This is a genomic window from Kribbella antibiotica, from assembly GCF_004349055.1.
Lineage (GTDB): Bacteria > Actinomycetota > Actinomycetes > Propionibacteriales > Kribbellaceae > Kribbella > Kribbella antibiotica.
This window is the reverse complement of the sequence record NZ_SMKX01000041.1, coordinates 1-17,689: the sequence shown is the minus strand read 5'-3', so window position 1 is coordinate 17,689 and position 17,689 is coordinate 1. Positions and strand designations below refer to the sequence as shown.

At 67.4% G+C, this 17,689-nt stretch carries 15 protein-coding genes and 1 tRNA gene; 5 read left to right on the top strand and 11 right to left on the bottom strand.

Annotated features, from left to right (window positions below; translation table 11 throughout):
* Both E1263_RS16585 and E1263_RS16580 read right to left on the bottom strand, forming a co-directional pair.
* Complete coding sequence (locus E1263_RS16585) at positions 1–525, bottom strand: EXLDI protein (RefSeq protein ID WP_132168253.1); 525 nt, start codon at positions 523–525, stop codon at positions 1–3.
* Positions 526–892: 367 nt separating this feature from the next.
* On the bottom strand, positions 893–1,153 hold the full coding sequence (locus E1263_RS16580; RefSeq protein WP_132168251.1) for a cell division protein CrgA: 261 nt from the start codon (positions 1,151–1,153) through the stop codon (positions 893–895).
* Positions 1,154–1,265: 112 nt separating this feature from the next.
* On the opposite strand from E1263_RS16580, the gene E1263_RS16575 reads away from it, so the two are divergent.
* Both E1263_RS16575 and E1263_RS16570 read left to right on the top strand, forming a co-directional pair.
* A complete protein-coding gene (locus E1263_RS16575; protein WP_132168249.1) occupies positions 1,266–2,039 on the top strand; it encodes a DUF881 domain-containing protein in 774 nt (257 codons plus the stop codon).
* A 27-nt stretch (positions 2,040–2,066) separates the two neighbouring features.
* The gene (locus tag E1263_RS16570) at positions 2,067–2,684 is read left to right on the top strand and encodes an aminodeoxychorismate/anthranilate synthase component II (protein WP_132168247.1); all 618 of its coding nucleotides are present in this window, start codon (positions 2,067–2,069) and stop codon (positions 2,682–2,684) included.
* 68 nt (positions 2,685–2,752) lie between these two features.
* Here the strand turns inward: E1263_RS16570 and pknB are convergent, their stop codons facing one another.
* The 6 genes from pknB to E1263_RS16540 all read right to left on the bottom strand — a co-directional run bounded on the left by pknB (position 2,753) and on the right by E1263_RS16540 (position 10,244).
* Positions 2,753–4,579, bottom strand: a complete 1,827-nt coding sequence (gene pknB, locus E1263_RS16565; protein WP_132168245.1) for a Stk1 family PASTA domain-containing Ser/Thr kinase — start codon at positions 4,577–4,579, stop codon at positions 2,753–2,755.
* Positions 4,580–4,691: 112 nt separating this feature from the next.
* Positions 4,692–6,143, bottom strand: a complete 1,452-nt coding sequence (locus E1263_RS16560) for a peptidoglycan D,D-transpeptidase FtsI family protein (RefSeq protein WP_132168243.1) — start codon at positions 6,141–6,143, stop codon at positions 4,692–4,694.
* Positions 6,140–7,525 (bottom strand): FtsW/RodA/SpoVE family cell cycle protein, encoded by a 1,386-nt coding sequence (locus E1263_RS16555; protein ID WP_132168241.1) that lies wholly within the window; start codon positions 7,523–7,525, stop codon positions 6,140–6,142. The genes E1263_RS16560 and E1263_RS16555 overlap by 4 nt, the downstream gene beginning before the upstream one ends.
* A complete protein-coding gene (locus E1263_RS16550) occupies positions 7,522–8,901 on the bottom strand; it encodes a PP2C family protein-serine/threonine phosphatase (RefSeq protein WP_132168239.1) in 1,380 nt (459 codons plus the stop codon). The genes E1263_RS16555 and E1263_RS16550 overlap by 4 nt, the downstream gene beginning before the upstream one ends.
* Before the next feature lie 10 nt (positions 8,902–8,911).
* Positions 8,912–9,400, bottom strand: a complete 489-nt coding sequence (locus E1263_RS16545; protein ID WP_132168237.1) for an FHA domain-containing protein FhaB/FipA — start codon at positions 9,398–9,400, stop codon at positions 8,912–8,914.
* Positions 9,401–9,410: 10 nt separating this feature from the next.
* Entirely contained in the window at positions 9,411–10,244 is an 834-nt protein-coding gene (locus tag E1263_RS16540; RefSeq protein WP_132168235.1) for an FhaA domain-containing protein, read from the bottom strand.
* Positions 10,245–10,414: 170 nt separating this feature from the next.
* Between E1263_RS16540 and E1263_RS16535 the strand changes: the two genes are divergently transcribed.
* Positions 10,415–10,497 (top strand) — tRNA-Leu (locus tag E1263_RS16535).
* A gap of 82 nt (positions 10,498–10,579) precedes the next feature.
* Here E1263_RS16535 and E1263_RS16530 read toward each other — a convergent pair.
* Both E1263_RS16530 and E1263_RS44055 read right to left on the bottom strand, forming a co-directional pair.
* On the bottom strand, positions 10,580–11,410 hold the full coding sequence (locus E1263_RS16530; RefSeq protein ID WP_132168233.1) for a carbon-nitrogen hydrolase family protein: 831 nt from the start codon (positions 11,408–11,410) through the stop codon (positions 10,580–10,582).
* Between the two features lie 79 nt (positions 11,411–11,489).
* On the bottom strand, positions 11,490–11,621 hold the full coding sequence (locus E1263_RS44055) for a hypothetical protein (protein WP_272949671.1): 132 nt from the start codon (positions 11,619–11,621) through the stop codon (positions 11,490–11,492).
* A 202-nt stretch (positions 11,622–11,823) separates the two neighbouring features.
* Between E1263_RS44055 and E1263_RS16525 the strand changes: the two genes are divergently transcribed.
* The gene (locus tag E1263_RS16525; protein ID WP_132168231.1) at positions 11,824–12,804 is read left to right on the top strand and encodes a helix-turn-helix domain-containing protein; all 981 of its coding nucleotides are present in this window, start codon (positions 11,824–11,826) and stop codon (positions 12,802–12,804) included.
* 1 nt (position 12,805) lies between these two features.
* On the opposite strand, the gene E1263_RS16520 is transcribed toward E1263_RS16525, so the two are convergent.
* Entirely contained in the window at positions 12,806–16,402 is a 3,597-nt protein-coding gene (locus E1263_RS16520; protein ID WP_132168229.1) for a S8 family serine peptidase, read from the bottom strand.
* 151 nt (positions 16,403–16,553) lie between these two features.
* Between E1263_RS16520 and E1263_RS16515 the strand changes: the two genes are divergently transcribed.
* Positions 16,554–17,330: a PrsW family glutamic-type intramembrane protease gene (locus tag E1263_RS16515; protein WP_132168227.1), complete on the top strand. Its 777-nt coding sequence runs from the start codon at positions 16,554–16,556 to the stop codon at positions 17,328–17,330.
* The last annotated feature ends 359 nt before the right edge of the window (positions 17,331–17,689 follow it).

Sequence of the window (17,689 nt, the reverse complement as noted above, 5' to 3'; positions counted from 1 at the left end):
CTAGATGTCGAGGTCCTCCACCGCGGGCTGGTCGGAGGCCATCTCGACCAGCACATAGAGGTCGTCAGGGATGAGGGCACGAAGCTCCTCGACGGTGTCGACCACGTCGAGGGTGGCTTCGCCCTGGGCCATGCTCCAGGACGAGTCGGCACTCCAGTTGCCAACCCAGGAGCGCCAGCCGCTCAGGTACTTCTCGTCGTCCGCGCCCTGGGTGTACTGCGCGCTGCGGTCGGCGTGCAGCACGAACTTGCCGGTGCGGCTGCGATAAACCTTGAAGGCCTCGTACCCGGAACTGCTGGACCGGCCGCCTTCGGCGAGCAGCACCCCGGAGAAGCGTTGCTTACGTCCGGAGCCGCGGCCGATCCGGACGGTGATCTCGTCGTACCCAGCGAGCCGGCCTTCTTCCAGCTCGACGTACTTGCGCAGGGCGACCGAGATCGCCGAGGACAGGTTGCCGGCCAACTCCTGCGCGCGCTTGTAAACCGGCAGGTCGTCGTCCGACACATAGATCGTCTTGTTCGGCATGCGCATAACTATACGTAGAGAACGAACTCCACGTCTACTTATATCTGTACGTATAGATCAGAGTGTGGATGACCCGCAGGTGAACGGTGTGGAAACCAGCCTGTTGAAACCTGAGTTATCCACAGATTTTGGGCAGTTTTCGGTGGAAACCGTGGATAAGTAAGGTCTCATCTGGGGATAACCCCGCCGAATCGGTGTGCACAGCTGGGGAAAGTGGTGTGGATAACTTCTGCTCTCAGCGCCGGACCCCGGACAACGCAAAGTGGCCGACGTTCACCCGGTGACCCGGGAACGTCGGCCAAGAGGCGCGGCGGAGCGCCTCAGTCGTGCCAGTGGAGCAAACTGTGCTGCCCGAAGAAGGGGAAGGTCAGACCCACTGCGTGGAGACGACGAAGCCCAGCGCGATCAGGCCCATGCCGACCAGCAGGTTCCAGTTGCCGAGGTCCTTCATCAGCGGGATGTCCTGGCCGGCGACATAGAAGACGACCAGCCAGGCGAGCCCGAGCAGCCAGGAGGCCAGCATCAGCGGGGCCACCCAGACCCGGCTCTGCGTGCGCGGCGCCTTCGGCGTCTTCTCGGCCTTGACCTTCTCGGTCTTCTTCTTGTTACGACTGCTCGACTCGGGCACGGCTGAACTCCTTGTAAGGACGCATAAGCTGACCTCTTAATGGCCAGGAGGCAGGACCTGTCGGGTCCGGTCCCGGGTTAGCGTAGTGCAGAGAGCGATCTTGAGGTGACTGGTGCGTAGGTTGAAGCGGATTTCACTATGGCGCGCAGGCGTGCCACTGGCGCTGCTGTGCGCCGGTCTGCTGTTCGCGACCAGTGCCACCAGCGCCCGCGGCACCGATCTGCGCCCCAGCCGGAACACGACGCTGGCCGGGTTGGTGGAGGAGCAGAGCCGCCGGAGCGCTGCCCTGGTCCGCCAGCACGCCACGCTCACCCAGGAGATCGAGCAGCTGCAGGAGCAGCAGGGTTCGATCGATCCGAAGGTGGCCGCGCGGCTCAAGAGCCTGTCCGACGCGGTCGGCACCACACCGGTGACCGGGCCCGGGCTGACGGTGACACTCAAGGACGCGCCGAAGGACGTCGTACGGGACAATCCCGATGTCGACGCCGACTGGCTGGTCATCCACCAGCAGGACATCCAGGCCGTGGTGAACGCGCTCTGGGCCGGCGGTGCCGAGGCGCTGACGATCCAGAACCACCGGGTCATCTCGACGACCGGGATCAAGTGCGTCGGCAACTCGGTCGTCCTGCACGGCGTTCCGTACCTGCCGCCGTACAAGATCACGGCGATCGGTGACAAGCGGAAGCTGCAGAAGGCGCTGGACGACTCGAAGTACATCGAGAACCTGCAGGACTACGTGGTGCGGTTCCAGCTGGGGTACGACGTGACGAACGAATCGTCGATCCTGATGCCGGCCTACGAAGGCACGCTGGACCTGCAGAGCGCGGCCGCGCCGGGGTTCGAGCGGACGCCGACAGTCAGTCCGACAGCCACCGGCGGGCGCTGACAGCGGTTGCCTGTCAGAATGGGCCGCATGCCGCGGATCCTTGTCGTCGACAACTACGACTCCTTCGTCTACAACCTGGTGCAGTACCTCCAGCAGTTGCAGGCCGAGACCATCGTGCTGCGCAACGACGAGGTCACCCCTGACCAGGTCACGGCGTACGACGGTGTTCTGCTCTCCCCCGGTCCCGGGACCCCGGAAGAGGCGGGCGCCTGTGTGGACATCGTCAAGGAAGCCGGCGGTCAGGTGCCGATCTTCGGCGTCTGCCTGGGTCTGCAGGCGATCGGCGTCGCGTACGGCGCAGTTGTCGGCCGCGCCGATGAGCTGCTGCACGGCAAGACCAGCCAGGTGTTCCACGAGGGCGCAGGTGTCCTGAGCGGCCTGCCGTCGCCGTTCACCGCGACCCGTTATCACTCGCTGGCCATCGCCCAGGACAGCGTCCCGGCCGAGCTGCAGGTGACCGCCCGGACCGAGGCCGGCGTGATCATGGCCGCCCGCCACCGCGACCTGCAGGTCGAGGGCGTCCAGTTCCACCCCGAGTCGGTGCTCACCGAGGGAGGCCACCGGATGCTCGCCAACTGGCTCGAGATGTGCGGCGACCCCGGCGCCGTCGAGCGCTCGGCCGGGATGGCCCCGCTCGTCAGCTGACCCCGCGACAAACGAAAGCCCCCGCGAACCTCAAGGGCTCGCGGGGGCTTTGCCGTTCGGTCCGGCGATCAGCCGTTGGGGATGATCGGCGTCGTCGTCGGGGTGCTCGACGGCGGGTCCGACGGGTCGTCCTCGGGCAGCCGGTTGATGGTGATCGTGATCGTGCTGCCCTTCGGCGCGGTCTTGCCACCCTCGACGCTCTGCGCGATCACGGTGCCGTCGACCGCATTCGGGTCCTCGCCGTACTTCTGGCCGGGCACGAAGCCCTTGGCCTTCAGTTGCGCGATCGCGTCGTCAGCGGTCACGGTGAGCAGGTTCGGCACCTCGACGTTGACCTTGCCGCTGGAGACGGTCAGCGTGAACGTCGTCCCGGAGCCGTACTTCTGGCCCGTGTCCGGGCTGATCGCCAGCACGGTGCCGGCCTTCTCCTCGGAGTCCTTCTCGATGTTCTTGCTCGCGACCTTGAACTGGCCCTGCGCGTTCTCGAGCTTCGACCGGACCTGGTCCTCGGGCAGCCCGATCAGCCCCTGCGGCACTTCGAACGCCTGCTGGCCGGTGGAGAACAGCACGGTGACCGACGAGCCCTCTTCGGCCTGCGAACCGGCCGTCGGGGTCGATGAGATCGCCTTGCCCTTGTCGACGGTCGAACTCGGCTGCGAAGCGCCCTGGATGAACTTCAGCTTGTACTTGGCCAGCTCGGCGGTCGCCTGCGAGGTGGTCATCCCGCTGACATCCGGGACCTGAACCTTGTTCGCGACCGGGGCCGAGGTGTTGCCGCCGCCCGGATCCTTGTCCTTGTTGTTCTGGTTGTTGATCAGCGCGTAACCACCGATGGCGATCGCGACGATCGCCAGGCCGAGCAGGAAGTAGGCCAACCCACGATTCCGGCGGGCCCGGGCGTCGTCGACCTCGTCGTCACCGTTGTCCGGCGGCAGCAGATCGTTGCCGGTCTGCCGGAAGGCCTGGGTCGGCGCGGCGGGCGCCACTGTCGTCGGCGCCATCGCCCGGGTCTCGGCGACGGCGTGCATCGGCGCGGTCACCTGCTGACCGGCGAGCACGCGATGCAGGTCCTGACGCATCTCGACCGCGCTCTGGTAGCGCTCGTCGCGGTTCTTCACCAACGCCTTGAGGACGACGGCGTCGACCTCCGGCGGGATGTCCGGATCGAACGACGACGGCGGCAGCGGCTGTTCCCGGACGTGCTGGTAGGCGACCGACACCGGCGACTCACCGACGAACGGCGGCCGGCCGACGAGCAGTTCGTAGAGCAGACAGCCGGTGGAGTACAGGTCGGAGCGGGCATCCACGGTCTCGCCGCGGGCCTGCTCGGGCGACAAGTACTGCGCCGTACCGATCACGGCCGCGGTCTGGGTCATGTCCGAGGTGGTGTCGGCGACCGCGCGAGCGATCCCGAAGTCCATCACCTTGACCTGGCCCTGCGGGGTCAGCATCACGTTTCCGGGCTTGATGTCACGGTGGACGATCCCGGCCCGGTGGCTGTAGTCGAGCGCCTCGAGCACACCGGAGGTGATCTCCAGGGCGCGCTCAGGCATGATCTTGCGGCCCTCGCGGATCAGGTCCCGCAGCGTCTTGCCGGTGACGAGCTCCATCACGATGTACGGGATGGTGATGCCGGAGCCGTTCGGGTCCGGCTCTTCACCGGTGTCGTAGACCGACACGATGGTCGGGTGGTTCAGCGAGGCAGCCGACTGAGCCTCCCGCCGGAACCGGGCCTGGAAGGTCGAGTCACTGGCCAGATCGACCCGCAGCCGCTTGATCGCGACCGCCCGGCCGAGCCGGTTGTCGATCCCCCGGCGCACTTCGGCCATGCCGCCGCGGCCAAGCGGTTCGTGTTCTTCGTACCGGCCGCCGACGAGACGTGCCTGCGATGTCATGACTCAGCCTTCCAACCTGTCCGGAACACGTTCAATTTGCCCACGGTAGCTGTCGCCACCAGTGGATCCCCGTTGGAAAGACGCTCTGTGAGCGAATCATTCCGTATGGTGCTCATCGTTTGAGCACCGCCTCCATCACGGCCTTCGAGACCGGAGCTGCCAGCGCGCCACCGGCGATGTCGTTGCGCGCGACGTTGGCCGACTCGATCATCACCGCGACCGCGATCTGCGGGTCGTTGGCCGGCGCGAACGCCGTGAACCACGCGAACGGCGGGCGCTCCGGCGAGGTCTGCGCCGTACCGGTCTTGCCGGCGACGTCGATCCCGTCGATCTGGCCCTTCTTGCCGGTGCCGTTCTTCACGACGTCGACCATCATGCCGGTCAGCTGCGCGGCCACCTCGGGGGTAATGGCCTGGTGCAGCGACTCGGGCTTGGTCTCGGAGACCGTCTTCAGGTTCGCGGTCTTCACGTTCTGGACCAGGTAGGGCTTCATCACCTCGCCCTTGTTCGCGATCCCGGCGGCCACCATCGCCATCTGCAGCGGGGTGGCGCGGACGTCGAACTGGCCGATCGCGGACTGTGCGGTCTGCGGCGGGTTCGGGTCACCGGGGAACGCGCTGGCGACACCGGACAGCTCGGGCAGCTGACGCTCGCCGAAGCCGAACTTGGCGGCCTGCTCACGCAGTGCGTCCGCGCCGATGTCGAGGCCGACGCTGCCGAAGGCGGTGTTGCACGAGTAGCGCAGCGCGATCGTCAGCGTCGCGGTGTTGCTGCCACCGCAGTTCTGCCGGTTCTCGTTGACCAGCGGGGTGGTGGTCTGCGGCAACGGCAGCTCGGCCGGCGAGTTGGTCTTGGTCTCCGGCGTGTACTTCCCGCTGGAGAGCGCGGCCGCGGCGGTGACGAGCTTGAACGTCGAGCCGGGCGGGTAGGTCTCGCGGACGGCCCGGTTCGTCGTCGGCTTGTCCGGGTCCGCGCCGAGCTTCTTCCAGTCGGCCGCGACCTTGTCCAGGTCGTGCCCGGCGAGCTGGTTCGGGTCGTACGACGGCGTGGTCACCAGCGCCAGGATCTTGCCGGTCTTCGGCTCGATCGCGACGACCGCACCCTTCTTGTTGCCCATCGCCTTGTACGCCGCCAGCTGGGCGGGCGCGTTGAGCGTCAGACTGACGCTGGCCCCCTGCTGCGGCCGGTTGCTGATCACGTCGATGATCCGGCGGAACGCCAGCGACGGGTCCGAACCGTTCAGCTCCGAGTTCTGGTTCAGCTCGATGCCGGCGCGGCCGAAGATGTAGGAGTAGTAGCCGGTGACCGGGGCGTAGACCGGGCCGTTGGAATACGTGCGCTGGTACTTGAACCGGTCGTCGACCGGCTTGCTGGACGCGATCGGCATGTTCCCGATCAGGATCGGGCCGCGGTCGATCGAGAACTGCGAGTCGCGGACCCGCGCGTTGTCGTTGCGGCTGTTCAGCTCGTTGGACCGGAAGGCCTGCAGGTACGTCGAGTTCGCCATCAGGGCGAGCATCAGCACCATCGCCGCCACTGCCAGTTTTCGGATTGCCGCATTCACTGCTTCTGCACCGCCATCGCGATCGTTTCGTCGGACACTGGGGCGGCTGGAGTTTGGGGCCTACGGGCCTGGTCGCTGATCCGGAGCAGCAGCGCGATGATCGCCCAGTTGGCGACCAGCGACGTACCGCCCAGCGTCATGAACGGGGTGGCCAGACCGGTCAGCGGGATCAGGCCGGTGACACCGCCGACGATCACGAAGACCTGCAGCGAGAACGACATCGCCAGACCGGTCGCGATCAGCTTGCCGAAGATGTCGCGGCAGCCGAGTGCCGTCCGTAGACCGCGCTCGATGATCAGGGTGTAGACGAGCAGGATCGCGATCAGCCCGGTCAGCCCGAGCTCCTCGGCCATCGAGGAGATGATCATGTCGCTGTTCGAGAACAGGGTCCGGTACGGCTGGCCCTGGCCGAGGCCGCGGCCGAGGATGCCGCCCCAGGCCTGGCCCATCATGCCGCCGGCGATCTGGCCGCCCTCGATCGCCAGCGGGTCCAGCCAGTCGGTGATCCGCTTGTGCACGTGCCCGATGGTCTGGAAGGCGAAGAAGGCGCCGCCGGCGAACAGCAGGCCACCGATGATCAACCAGCCGGCCCGCTCGGTGGCGACGTACAGGAGGAACAGGAACAGGCCGAAGAACAGCAGCGAGGAGCCGAGGTCGCTCTCGAAGACGAGGACGCCGAGGCTGACCAGCCAGGCGACGAGGATCGGGCCGAGGTCGCGTGCCCGCGGCAGGTCCAGACCGAGGAACCGGCGGCCGGCCAGCGTCAGCACGTCGCGCTTCACGACCAGATAGCCGGCGAAGAAGATGACCAGGCAGACCTTGGCGAACTCGCCGGGCTGGAAGGACATTCCCGCGACCCGGATCCAGATCGAGGCGCCGTGGATGTTCACGCCGAGACCCGGCACGAGCGGCAGTACGAGCAGGACGAGACCGACCAGCCCGAGCGTGTACGTGAAGGCCTGCAGCCGCCGGTGGTCGCGGATGATGATGATCACCGCGACGAACAGCACCACGCCGACCGCCGTCCAGGTGATCTGCTGCGGTGCGAACGGGACGCCCTTGGTCTTGCCGACCGAGGTCAGTCCGAGGTCGAGCCGGTGGATCATCGCGACGCCGAGGCCGTTCAGCAGCACGGCGCACGGCAGGATCACCGGATCCGCGTACGGCGCCCGGAAGCGCAGCGCGAGGTGGGCGACCAAGGCGAGCAGGCCGATCCCAGCGGCGTACAGGCCGGTACTGGCCGGGACACCGCCCTGGGCGGTGATGCCGATGTTCACGTAGGCGCCGACCGAGATACCGACCGCGATCAGGAGCAGGAACAACTCCACCCCGCGCCGAGTGCGCGGGATGATCTGGATGACCGAAGTGGAGGCAATGCTCATTTGACGCCGTCGCAGTCGTCCGGGTTGGCGCCGGCCGGAGTGCTTGGCACACCGGACGTGGCCTTCGTCGGCGCGGTGGTCGGCGCCTTCGAGACCGGGGGCTTCGTCGGCGTCGTGCTCGGCTTGGGTGTCGGCGTCGGCGGCAGGAGCTTCTTCGCGCACTCGTCGGCGGTGCTCTGCAGCTCGCCGACGATCGCGCGGGCTCCGGCCAGGTCGTCAGCCTCGATGTTGTTCTCCACTTGCTGGCGCCGGAACGTCGGAAGGTCGTCCACCTGCAATTGCGACTGCTTCTCGAACACCTTCGTCAGGCTCAGACCGGGGATCCCCGCGTCGACACCCTGGTAGATCGCGACGAAGTCACCGTCCGTGCCGACGTAGTACTGGTCCTGGGTCCAGCGATAGCCGAGCCAGCCGGCTCCACCGATCAGCCCGAGAATGACCACGACCGCAGCGATCCGGCGGACCCACGGGAACCGCTTCGGCGGGCGGGGCGCGTAGCGCAGCTCCTCAGGGTCGAGTGCGCCGCCACGGCCGCCACTGCCACCGCTGTTGCTGCCACCGGGCACCAGCGTGGTTGCCTCACCACGCCCGGTGCTGCCCTGGGCGAGCTCGGCCGCGGCACCGACCAGCTGCGGAGTGCTCCCGCTCGCCGGCGCGGTCTCGACGACATCGGCCACAACACAGGTGATGTTGTCGTTGGAGCCCGCCTCGAGTGCATGCGTGATCAGCTCGACGACGACCGAGTCGGGTGTCCCGTCAGCCATCGAGGCGGCGATCACCTCGGCGGCCACGTAGTCCGGCAGGCCGTCGCTGCACAGCATCAGGCGGTCGCCCGCCTGGACATCAAGAATCTGCAGGTCCGGATCGGAGTCCGGCCGGCCGTCCAGCACGCGCAGGATCAAGTTGCGGTGCGGATGCGTGAAGGCCTCCTCCTGGGAGATCCGGCCCTCGTCGACCAGCGACTGCACAAAGGTGTGGTCGTGGCTCAACTGGTAGAGCAGGCCGTCGCGCATCCGGTACGCACGGGAGTCGCCGAGGTGGGCCAGGCCGAGCTGCTGGCCGTCGAACATCAGCGCGGTCACGGTGGAGCCCATGCCTTCGCGCTCGGGGTCCTCCTCGACCAGCTCGGACAGCCGCTCGTTGGCGCGGTGCACGGCGCCGGCCAGCGCCTCGATCATGTCCTCGCCACCGATGGTGGCCGTGTCGAGCCGCCGGATCACCTGGACCGCCGCAGCGCTGGCCACCTCACCGGCTGCCGCGCCACCCATTCCGTCGGCGAGCAGCAGCAGGTGCGGACCGGCATACGCCGAGTCCTCGTTGTTGCGGCGCACCCGTCCGACGTCGGACAGTGCGGCGTAGTCGAGCGACAGGGTCATCGAGGCAGACCTACTTCGCGATGTTCAGTGTCGTCCGGCCGATCCGGATCGAGCCACCGATCTCAGCCGGCACCGGGCGGGTCACCCGCTGGCCGTCCAGATACGTGCCGTTGGTCGAGCCGAGATCCTCGACCCACCACTGGCCCTCGGACAGGAACAGTCGCGAGTGCCGGGTGGAGGAGTAGTCGTCGTCGAGCCGGATCTGGCAGTCCGAACCGCGGCCGATCACGACCGGCTCCTCGACCAGGGTCGCGCCGACCCCGGCCTGCGGCCCGTCGGCGATCGTCACCGAGCCGGGCAGGCCTTTGCGCTTCTTCACCGGCTTGACCGGCTGCGGCGTCCGGGCCGTCGCCGACGGCGCGGCGGCCGAAGCCGCTGCCCGGCTGTCCACCTTCGCCCCGAACAGGTCGGAGCGAATCACGGACAGCACGGCCAGGACGAACATCCACAGCAGGGCCAGGAACCCCAGTTTGATCAGGGTCAGCGTCAGTTCCGACATGGTGGTGCGGTCACCACCCGCTGCTCGGCGGCTGGGCCATCGGCTCGTCGGCCAGCCGCAGGGTCATCGTGGTGTTGCCGATCCGCACGGTGGAGCCGTCGACCAGCTCCTGCTCGGAGGCGCGCCGGCCGTTGACCAGCGTGCCGTTGGTCGAACCGAGGTCGACCAGCACGACCCGGATCCCGCCGTTGCCTTCGGGCATCAGCCGGATCTCCGCGTGCCGGCGGGAGACGCCGGGGTCGTTGATCTGGATGTCCGCGTCGGTGCCACGGCCGAGTACGACGCCCGGAGGGTTGACCGGACGGCGACGCCCGTTGACCTCGAGCATCACCTGCGGGTGGCCGCTGCGCTGTGGCTGCGGGACGGGCGGTGGGGTGACCGGGGCGCTCTGCAGCACCGTCTGGCCGTCGTTCGGCGGCACGTAGGGCTCCTGCTGGTAGGGCTGCTCGTAGGACGGGGCCCGCCGTTGCGGTGTCCCGACGGTCGCACTGACCACCCGGAACTTACCGGTCGGGAGGTCGTCCTGCTGGGTCAACTCGATCTCGATCGGCCCAGAGAAGGTGTACCGCTGGATGTCGGCATGGTCCCGCAGCTCGTTGGACAGCTCGTGGTTGAGGGTCCGGCCGTACGCGTTCAGGCGCTCGAAATCGCCCGGACCCAGTTCGATGGTGAAGTGATTCGGCACCAGCCGCCGGTCCCGGGACAGGATCCGGGCGGTGTTGTCGATCTCACGCTTGAGCGCCGCGGCCAGCTCGATCGGCTCGACGTCACCCTTGAACGCACGCGCGAAGACACCGCTCACGATGCCCTCCAGACGACGCTCGAAGCGCTGCAGCGGTCGCACGCCTCCTCCTCCACGGTCGGTCCACGGTCCGTATCCACCGGTCGTGGCGGACACACCGGGTACGACGATCGATCGTAACGGGATGTTCGACCGAACCCGCAATGTGAAGCACTCGACATTCCCGTGCTAATGTTCCTTTTCGTTGCCAGGGCATCGTCCGAGGCATCATCGCGCGAGTGGCGGAATGGCAGACGCGCACGGTTCAGGTCCGTGTGCCCGAAAGGGCGTGGGGGTTCAACTCCCCCCTCGCGCACAGCGAATGTCAGCAGGAGTCCCGGTCGAAAGACCGGGATTTTTTGTTGTCCCGGGAGTGTCCCTGCTCACAACGGCTCCCGTCACAACGCTGTGCGGTTGCTGGAACGCGGATCGGTGACGGCCCGGCTGCGGTAGATGTCGCCCTTGGTGGCGGCGGCGCGCCAGGGGCGGGCGTGCTTGAGCGGGCCGGTCACGGTGGGGTCGTCGCGGTCGATGGTGGCGAAGGCCAGCTCGGACTGGCCGGCGACCTGGGTGGTGTAGATACCCGCCGGGTTGATCAGGCCGGACGGCATCAGGTCGACGGTCTGGCCCGGCAGCGACATCGCGATCCAGTAGCAGTTGATCGCGGCATGGGCCCGGGCCTTGACCTCGAAGCCGACATCGACCGGGTAGGCCGACAGCAGCAGGCACTCGACACCGAGCCGCTCGTACTGGCTGAACAGGTGCGGGAAGTTGACCTCGACGCAGAGCAGGGCGCCGAAGCGGTAGCCGTCGATGTCGAAGACCACGGGCTCGAAACCGGGACTGTAGAAGTGCGTGATCTCGGTGTGCGAGCAGATCCGCTTGTCGTAGCGGTCGATCAGTACGCCGGCGTCGGAGATCACGTACAGGCTGTTGTGCGGGCGGTGCGGCGGGGTCAGCGGATGCGCCGAGCCGAGCACGACCCAGATCTCCAGCTCGGCGGCGAGCGCCATGATCTGCTCGAGCTCGGCCCGGACGGTGTCCCAGTCGACCTGGGACCAGTCGGCGATCTGCTCCTTGGCATAACCGCTCAGCATGCCTTCGGGGAACTGCACGAGCCGGGCCCGCCCGGCCGCTGCCTTCCGCATCAGCGAACGGACCTGCTTCCCGTTCGCCGCCGCATCTGCAGTGATGGTCGGCTGAGCGATGGCCATGCGAATCCCCGTCATCGCCCTACGGTCTCAGCCCGCGCCGACAGAACCGCGGACCGGCGCGGAATGTTGCCGCTGACAACCAGGACCGCGACGACTAGGCGCGGGTGCGGCGATGCCTCCCGGTCTGCGGGGTGGGGCGGAGGTTGGGGGAGCCGAGGAGCATCCACAGGGCCAGCAGGGCCGCGCTGATGAGACCGGCGATGCCGGCAAGGTCGGTCACGCTCATGAGTTTCTCTTTCCAGCGGCGGGCTCGGGCGGCGGCGAGGGTCCGCGGACAACTGACGGGAAGTGACGCGCGCTCATCTGTTCCGTGATGGCATAGGAGTGCCGTGTCTCAGCAGTGTCAGTAAGGATTTGATCAAACCGGCGCGGAAAACGGTCGCCGTGAGCGTGGATGGACTGGTTAGCTGGGGGCGGGAGGTGAATCGATGCAGGACGGCTTGTTGCTCGATGCGCGGGAAGAACGTGCCTACCGGTTGCTGGTCGGCCTGTCGGCTGCGCGCTCGGCGGACCTCGCGGAGGTGGCCGAGGTGTCGCAGCACGAGGCTGATGAGCTGCTGCAGCGGTTGCAGGCGAAGGGGCTGGTTGCGGTCAGCCAGTCCGCCGACGAACCGGTGTTCCGCGCGCTCCCTCCGGACCTAGCTCTCGGTACGACGCTGTTGCGGCGCCAGGAGTCGCTGGAAGCAGCCCGCAAGTCGGTGGCTGTGCTGAGCGAGGAGTTCCGGGCCAGTGCGAGCCGCCGCGACGCACACCATCTGGTCGAGGTCGTCGTCGGTGCTACCGCGCTACGCGAGCGGCTCCGCGACCTACAGGAGTCAGCGCGCGAGGAGATCCTCTGGTTCTGCCGTGCGAACCCAGTGGCGATGCAGGGCGCCGAGAACACCGAGGAGTACGGCGCTCTGTCCCGTGGGGTGCGTTATCGCGCCATCTACGAGCGAGCGCTGCTCGAGACACCCGGTGAGCTCGACACCATCGCCGAGGGCGTCAGCTGGGGTGAGGAGGCCAGAACGCTCCCCACACTGCCGGTCCGGCTCGCCATCGTGGACCGGGCGACCGCAGTCTGTCCGCTGGTCCGAGACGAGGAACTGGGCATCGGCGAACCCACCGCGGCTGTGATCAACCGCGGTCAGCTGTTGGACGCCGTACTGGCGTTGTTCGAGGTCCACTGGGAGATGGCGACTCCGGTGGCTCTGCACACTGCTCAGTTGCCGGCTGGTGAGGTCCTCGACGACCACGAGCGCTTCCTGCTCTCACTGCTCGTCGCAGGTGTCCCCGACAAGTCGATCGCCTCCCAGCTCGGCATCAGCCGTCGTACTGTCCAGCGCCGGCTCGACCGGTTGATGTCGTTGGCCGGTGTGGATACCCGCACCGGCCTTGCGTACCAAGCCGCTCGACGCGACTGGATCTAACTCACTTGATGCCGTATGCCCTGATGACGGTCTGAGTGACCTTGGTGCCGTTCGCACCGGTCGCCTGGACCTTCAGGGACACGGTGTTGCGGGCGTGGGCCACGAGAGCGACGTACTGGCCGAAGGCGCCCACGACCGGGAGCCGCTGCCAGGACTTGCCTTCGTCGTACGACGCCCACGCCTGCAGGCTGGTGGCCTTCGGCGCATCGAAGCCGAGGACGTGCGTGCGCGGTGCGCGGCCAGTGAGGTCGGTTGGCGCCTTGTAGCCAACCTGCAGCAGCGACAGCGGAGTGGACTTGTCCTCTGCCGTCTTCGCCGAGCGGAAGTCCCAGCTGGTCTGAGTCTTGGTGCCCCAGAGCCATTCACCGTCCGGATCGGTCCGTTCGGTACTGAGGTCCAGCCGGTACGACGCGTCGCCGCTGGTGGTGATCACGTCCTGCCACGCATCGGGCAGCTCGGCGATCGTCTTGCCGTTGCGGGACAGCACAGCGGAGGCTGCAGTGGTCTCGCCGATCGTGTAGTGCCCGTCGGAGTCGACGAACGTCGGGATGCGCAGCGAGAGCCGATCACCTGTCCGCGTGGAGACCACACCAGGCGCAGCGGCCGGCCGCACGACCGGACCGAACCACGTCTCGTTCGACGTACCGGCGCGGTAGTTCTTCGGCTGATGAGTCATGCCTCCGCGCAGCGGGTTCATGGTGTCCCAGCCATAGCCATGGCTCACCCGGTGCTGCCAGAGCGAGTCGCCTGACGTCACCCACTCCTCGCGGACCTTGGGTGTCTGCACGAACCGCTGCGAGTCGTTCCACGAGTAGTCCTGCCACGGACGCCAGCCGAAGCGCTGCTCCTTGGCCCAGCCGAATCCGCCGTTGTCGTTGTAACGCGTGGTGACGCGGGCCGAGTTCTGCTCGCTCACCCGGTAGGTGATCTTGCTGGGGATCGATCCGGTCGACACCTGCTGCACGTCGTACAGGTACGGGCTTGAGGTCGTCAGCGTGACGTCGATGGTCGCGCGGCCGCGCTGGGCCAGGTCGAGCAGCTTCTGACCGTTTCCGGCGGTGGCCACCATCGCTGGGATCGGCTCCCGGTCGCCGGTTGGTCGCCAGACAGTCCAGGCGCCTTCCCCAGCAGGCCGAACCAGAATGATCGCTGCGGCACCAGCAGCAGCCGCTGCGGCGATCTGCTCGCGCTCACCCACGTCGTCGTTCGTCCGCTGCACCACGAGCGCACCCTTGGTCGGCTTGAGCGCCAGGGGGAACCGCCGCTTGCCTTCGTACGACGGTGACTCGTGCAGCAGGTTGATGTCGACTCCCGACACTGACGTCTGCACCATCGGCGCGACCAGTTGCCAGCGCGACGAGAACTCGAACTTGCCGTCCTTGACCGGCTTGGTCGGCGTCACGGTCACCTGCTGCACAGTGCTGAAGTGCATGACTCCGTGGCTGATCGAGCGACCGTTCGGGTACTCGCGATGCACGTAGTAGCTGAGCACTGCCTGCTGCTCGGACGGCTTCGGGGTCTGGATGGTGATCGGAACCGCCTTGCGGGCATCGATCACGATCTCCCTGTCCTTGGTGACCTCGACGTTGTCGGTGAACAGGCTGACCTGCTCGAACTCGGGGTTGTAGTCCTCCACCAACGAGTGCAGCAGGTACGTGCCTTCCTCGACCTCGGCCTGGTAGCTCTCACCGTCGCCGATCCAAGCCAGTACGTCGGAACGCGCGTTGCTGCCGTAGAGCGAGATGACCGGGACACCGGTCGGCTTGCCGTCCAGTCCGACCGCCCGCAACGTCACTGTGTGCTTAGGGCCTTGTTTGAAAGCGCCAACCGCAGTGTGCAGGACTACGCCACCAGGTCCGGTCGCAGCGACCCAGCCACTGTGCAGACCGCGCTCAAGCTTCGCAGTGTCCAGCTTCACCGGGACGTCGGTGCTGCCGTGCGCCGGGACGGTCACAGTGGTCGGCAGGCCGAACGCATCGGTCTCCGCCTTGCCTGTGTCGACGTTGGTGACTGCTGTGGACAGGGCCAGCGTGACGGGTGCTGCACTGTCGTTCCGGTAGGTGATGGTCTTGCTGTCTGCGGTCAGACCGAAGTCGGCCACGCCGCTCGCGAACACCTGCTGGGCGACTGCACGCGTCAGGTCGACCCGGCCGGCGCCTTGCTGGTAAACGGTCTGGTTCGCCTGCGTCTTCGCCGTGCTGACCAGAGCGTTCTTGAGCTGGTCTGCCTTCCAGTCCGGGTGCTGCTGCGCGAGCAGCGCTGCGGCTCCGGCCACATGCGGCGTGGCCATCGACGTACCGGAGGCCGCGGTGTAGAGGTTGTCCACCGGGTTACCCATGGCGGTACCGGCCGCGCGGGCCGCAACGATCTCGACACCCGGTGCGGTGATCTCCGGCTTCAGTCCGCCGTCGCCGAGCCGCGGTCCGCGGCTGGAGAACTCGGCCAACTTGTCAGCGCGATCGACCGCTCCGACTGTGAGCGCCGAGGCGGCAGAGCCCGGCGTACCGACGGTCTCTTCGCTCGGGCCGTCGTTGCCGGCCGCAACGACGAACAACGTGCCGGTACGGGCGGTGATGTCGTTGACGGCCTGGCTCATCGGGTCAGTGCCGTCGGTGGCCTCACCGCCGAGGCTCATGTTGACCACCTTGGCGCCCTTCGCGGCCGCCCACTCCATCCCGGCGATGATCCACGAGTCGTAGCCGATGCCGTCGTCGTTGAGCACCTTGCCGATCAGTAGGTCTGCCTGCGGCGCAACACCTTTCCGGGTACCACCTGCGCCCGCACCGGTCCCGGCGATCGTCGCAGCGACGTGGGTACCGTGCCCAAAGTGGTCAACCGGTCCGGTGGCGCTGTCGGAGAAGTCCTGCGCCTCCTTGACCTTGCCGGCCAGGTCCGGGTGCTGCGCATCCACACCGGTGTCCAGCACGGCGACCTGTACGCCGGAGCCCTGGTAACCGGCCTTCCACGCATCCGGCGCACCGATCTGCGGCACGCTCTTGTCGAGCACCGGACGCACCTTGCCGTCCAGCCAGATCTTGCTGACGCCACCGCTCAGCGCATGCGCGCCGGAGAGTGACTTCCACAGTGCGGGCAGCTGGTCCTTCGCCGCCGACACCGCAGCGCCGCCGATCGAGTCCAGCGGCCGAGTGGTCGTCGTACCGGTGAGTGCTGAGGAGGTGCGGGCACCACCGGCGTACTTGACGATCAAAGGGAGCTGCGGTGCGGCAGAGTCGCCGTATCCGTCTCGGACCAGCTCGTCGACGTCGAACAGGTCGACGTCGAGGACTCCGGTCGAGATGTACGGGACGGCGTCACTCGGCAGGACACGCAGTCCGCCGTCAGCCTCGACAGTGTGGAACGCGATGCGCTCCCGGCCGGGGGCGGGCTGGACGCTGGCAGCCTTCTTGCCGTTACCGGCGTCGGTGACCGAGACGACGTCACCTGTGATCAGTGTGACCGTGCTGGTGCGAGGCGTGCTGGTGGGCTGCGTCTTGGTGGCACGGGTGGGCGGTGCCGCGGCGACAGCCGGGGTCACCGGGACCACGCCGAGGGTCAGGACCGCGGCAACTGCGACCGCAGTGATCCGTGGGGAGCGCATGGGCAGGTCTCCTCGTTCGGAGGGAGAGGTTCAGGAGCTGGGGGCAACCCCTTCGCCTTGAGTTTGCAATCAGGTCACGGTGATCCGCCCTGTCCATCACTGCCGTCCCTGCGACATGGCGCAAGCACGCCAGCACCGGCACCATCAGCACATGAGTGTGTTTGCGGTCCGCAAGTGGGCATGGTTGGGAACACTGCTGATCGGGGCGGCGCTGTACTTCGCCGTCCTCGCAGTGCTTGCCGACACCAACAATCCGAACCTGTTCCCGACGATGATCCTGCTCGGGGCCCTAGTCGTCCCCCTGACCTTCGTCACGTTCGCCGCCGGCCGCTCCGGCCGCTGGCTGATCGACGGACCGACCCTGGGCGGCTGCCTCCTGTTCGGCGGCGTAGTGGGCGTCGTAGTCGCCGGACTACTCGAGTACGACGCCATGCGCCGACTCGGCACGCTGCCGATGCTCGGTGTCGGCCTGATCGAGGAGGCGGCCAAGCTGGTCGTCCCCGCGATCCTGGTGGTCTTCTTCGGCCACCGCTACCGCAGCTCGATCGGACGCGGCATCGTCATCGGAGTGGCGGTCGGCACCGGCTTCGCCGTTCTGGAAACCATGGGCTACGCCTTCGTCGCCCTCCTCCAGTCCGGCGGCAACGTAGGCGCCGCCGAACAAACCCTCTTCGTCCGCGGCCTCCTCTCCCCCGCCGGCCACGCCGCCTGGACCGGCCTCAGCTGCTGGGGCCTCTGGCGCTTCGTCAGCGCCCCCACCGCCAAACACCTAGCCGGTTTCGCCGGCATGTACGCCCTGGCCGTAGCCCTCCACACCGCCTCGGACGGCATCGGCGGAGTCATCACCTACGCCGTAGTCGGCGCCATCTCCATCGGCCTGTTGCTCTACGGCCTCCGCCGAGCCCAACGAGCCGACGCCGCCGTCTAACTCGCCGCTTTCGGGTTCGGCTCCGGTATGGCGGACCTGGTTGGTCGCCGCTCCGGACAAGCCGGACACGTTGTCTGTGGCTGGTCGCCGCGGCGGCCGCGTTACATAAAGAGCTTGGCTGGGCCCGGCGGGTGGTTGAGGTACTGGCGAGGTCGGCGATCGCGTGACCGCTGCTTGAGGTGCCCGCTATGGCTGAGGTCCAAAAGCAGCGCCGAGTGTGGAAACTTCATGTCGGCGGATTCAGGGGGTGGTCGCAACGCTGTCTAGGTCTTTGAGGATGAGGCTAGCGAGCATTTCGGTAGGGGTGTAGTAGCCGAGGCGTTTGCGGGGCCGGTCGTTGAGTTCGTCGGCGACGGTTT

Excerpts from the sequence above, each read along its gene's own strand:
- E1263_RS16530 (WP_132168233.1), bottom strand. The coding sequence starts at position 11,410 with ATGACGGGGATTCGCATGGCCATCGCTCAGCCGACCATCACTGCAGAT.
- E1263_RS16585 (WP_132168253.1), bottom strand. The coding sequence starts at position 525 with ATGCCGAACAAGACGATCTATGTGTCGGACGACGACCTGCCGGTTTAC.
- E1263_RS16525 (WP_132168231.1), top strand. The coding sequence starts at position 11,824 with ATGCAGGACGGCTTGTTGCTCGATGCGCGGGAAGAACGTGCCTACCGG.
- E1263_RS16570 (WP_132168247.1), top strand. The coding sequence starts at position 2,067 with ATGCCGCGGATCCTTGTCGTCGACAACTACGACTCCTTCGTCTACAAC.
- E1263_RS44055 (WP_272949671.1), bottom strand. The coding sequence starts at position 11,621 with ATGAGCGTGACCGACCTTGCCGGCATCGCCGGTCTCATCAGCGCGGCC.
- E1263_RS16555 (WP_132168241.1), bottom strand. The coding sequence starts at position 7,525 with ATGAGCATTGCCTCCACTTCGGTCATCCAGATCATCCCGCGCACTCGG.
- E1263_RS16550 (WP_132168239.1), bottom strand. The coding sequence starts at position 8,901 with ATGACCCTGTCGCTCGACTACGCCGCACTGTCCGACGTCGGACGGGTG.
- E1263_RS16515 (WP_132168227.1), top strand. The coding sequence starts at position 16,554 with ATGAGTGTGTTTGCGGTCCGCAAGTGGGCATGGTTGGGAACACTGCTG.
- E1263_RS16520 (WP_132168229.1), bottom strand. The coding sequence starts at position 16,402 with ATGCGCTCCCCACGGATCACTGCGGTCGCAGTTGCCGCGGTCCTGACC.
- E1263_RS16545 (WP_132168237.1), bottom strand. The coding sequence starts at position 9,400 with ATGTCGGAACTGACGCTGACCCTGATCAAACTGGGGTTCCTGGCCCTG.
- pknB (WP_132168245.1), bottom strand. The coding sequence starts at position 4,579 with ATGACATCGCAGGCACGTCTCGTCGGCGGCCGGTACGAAGAACACGAA.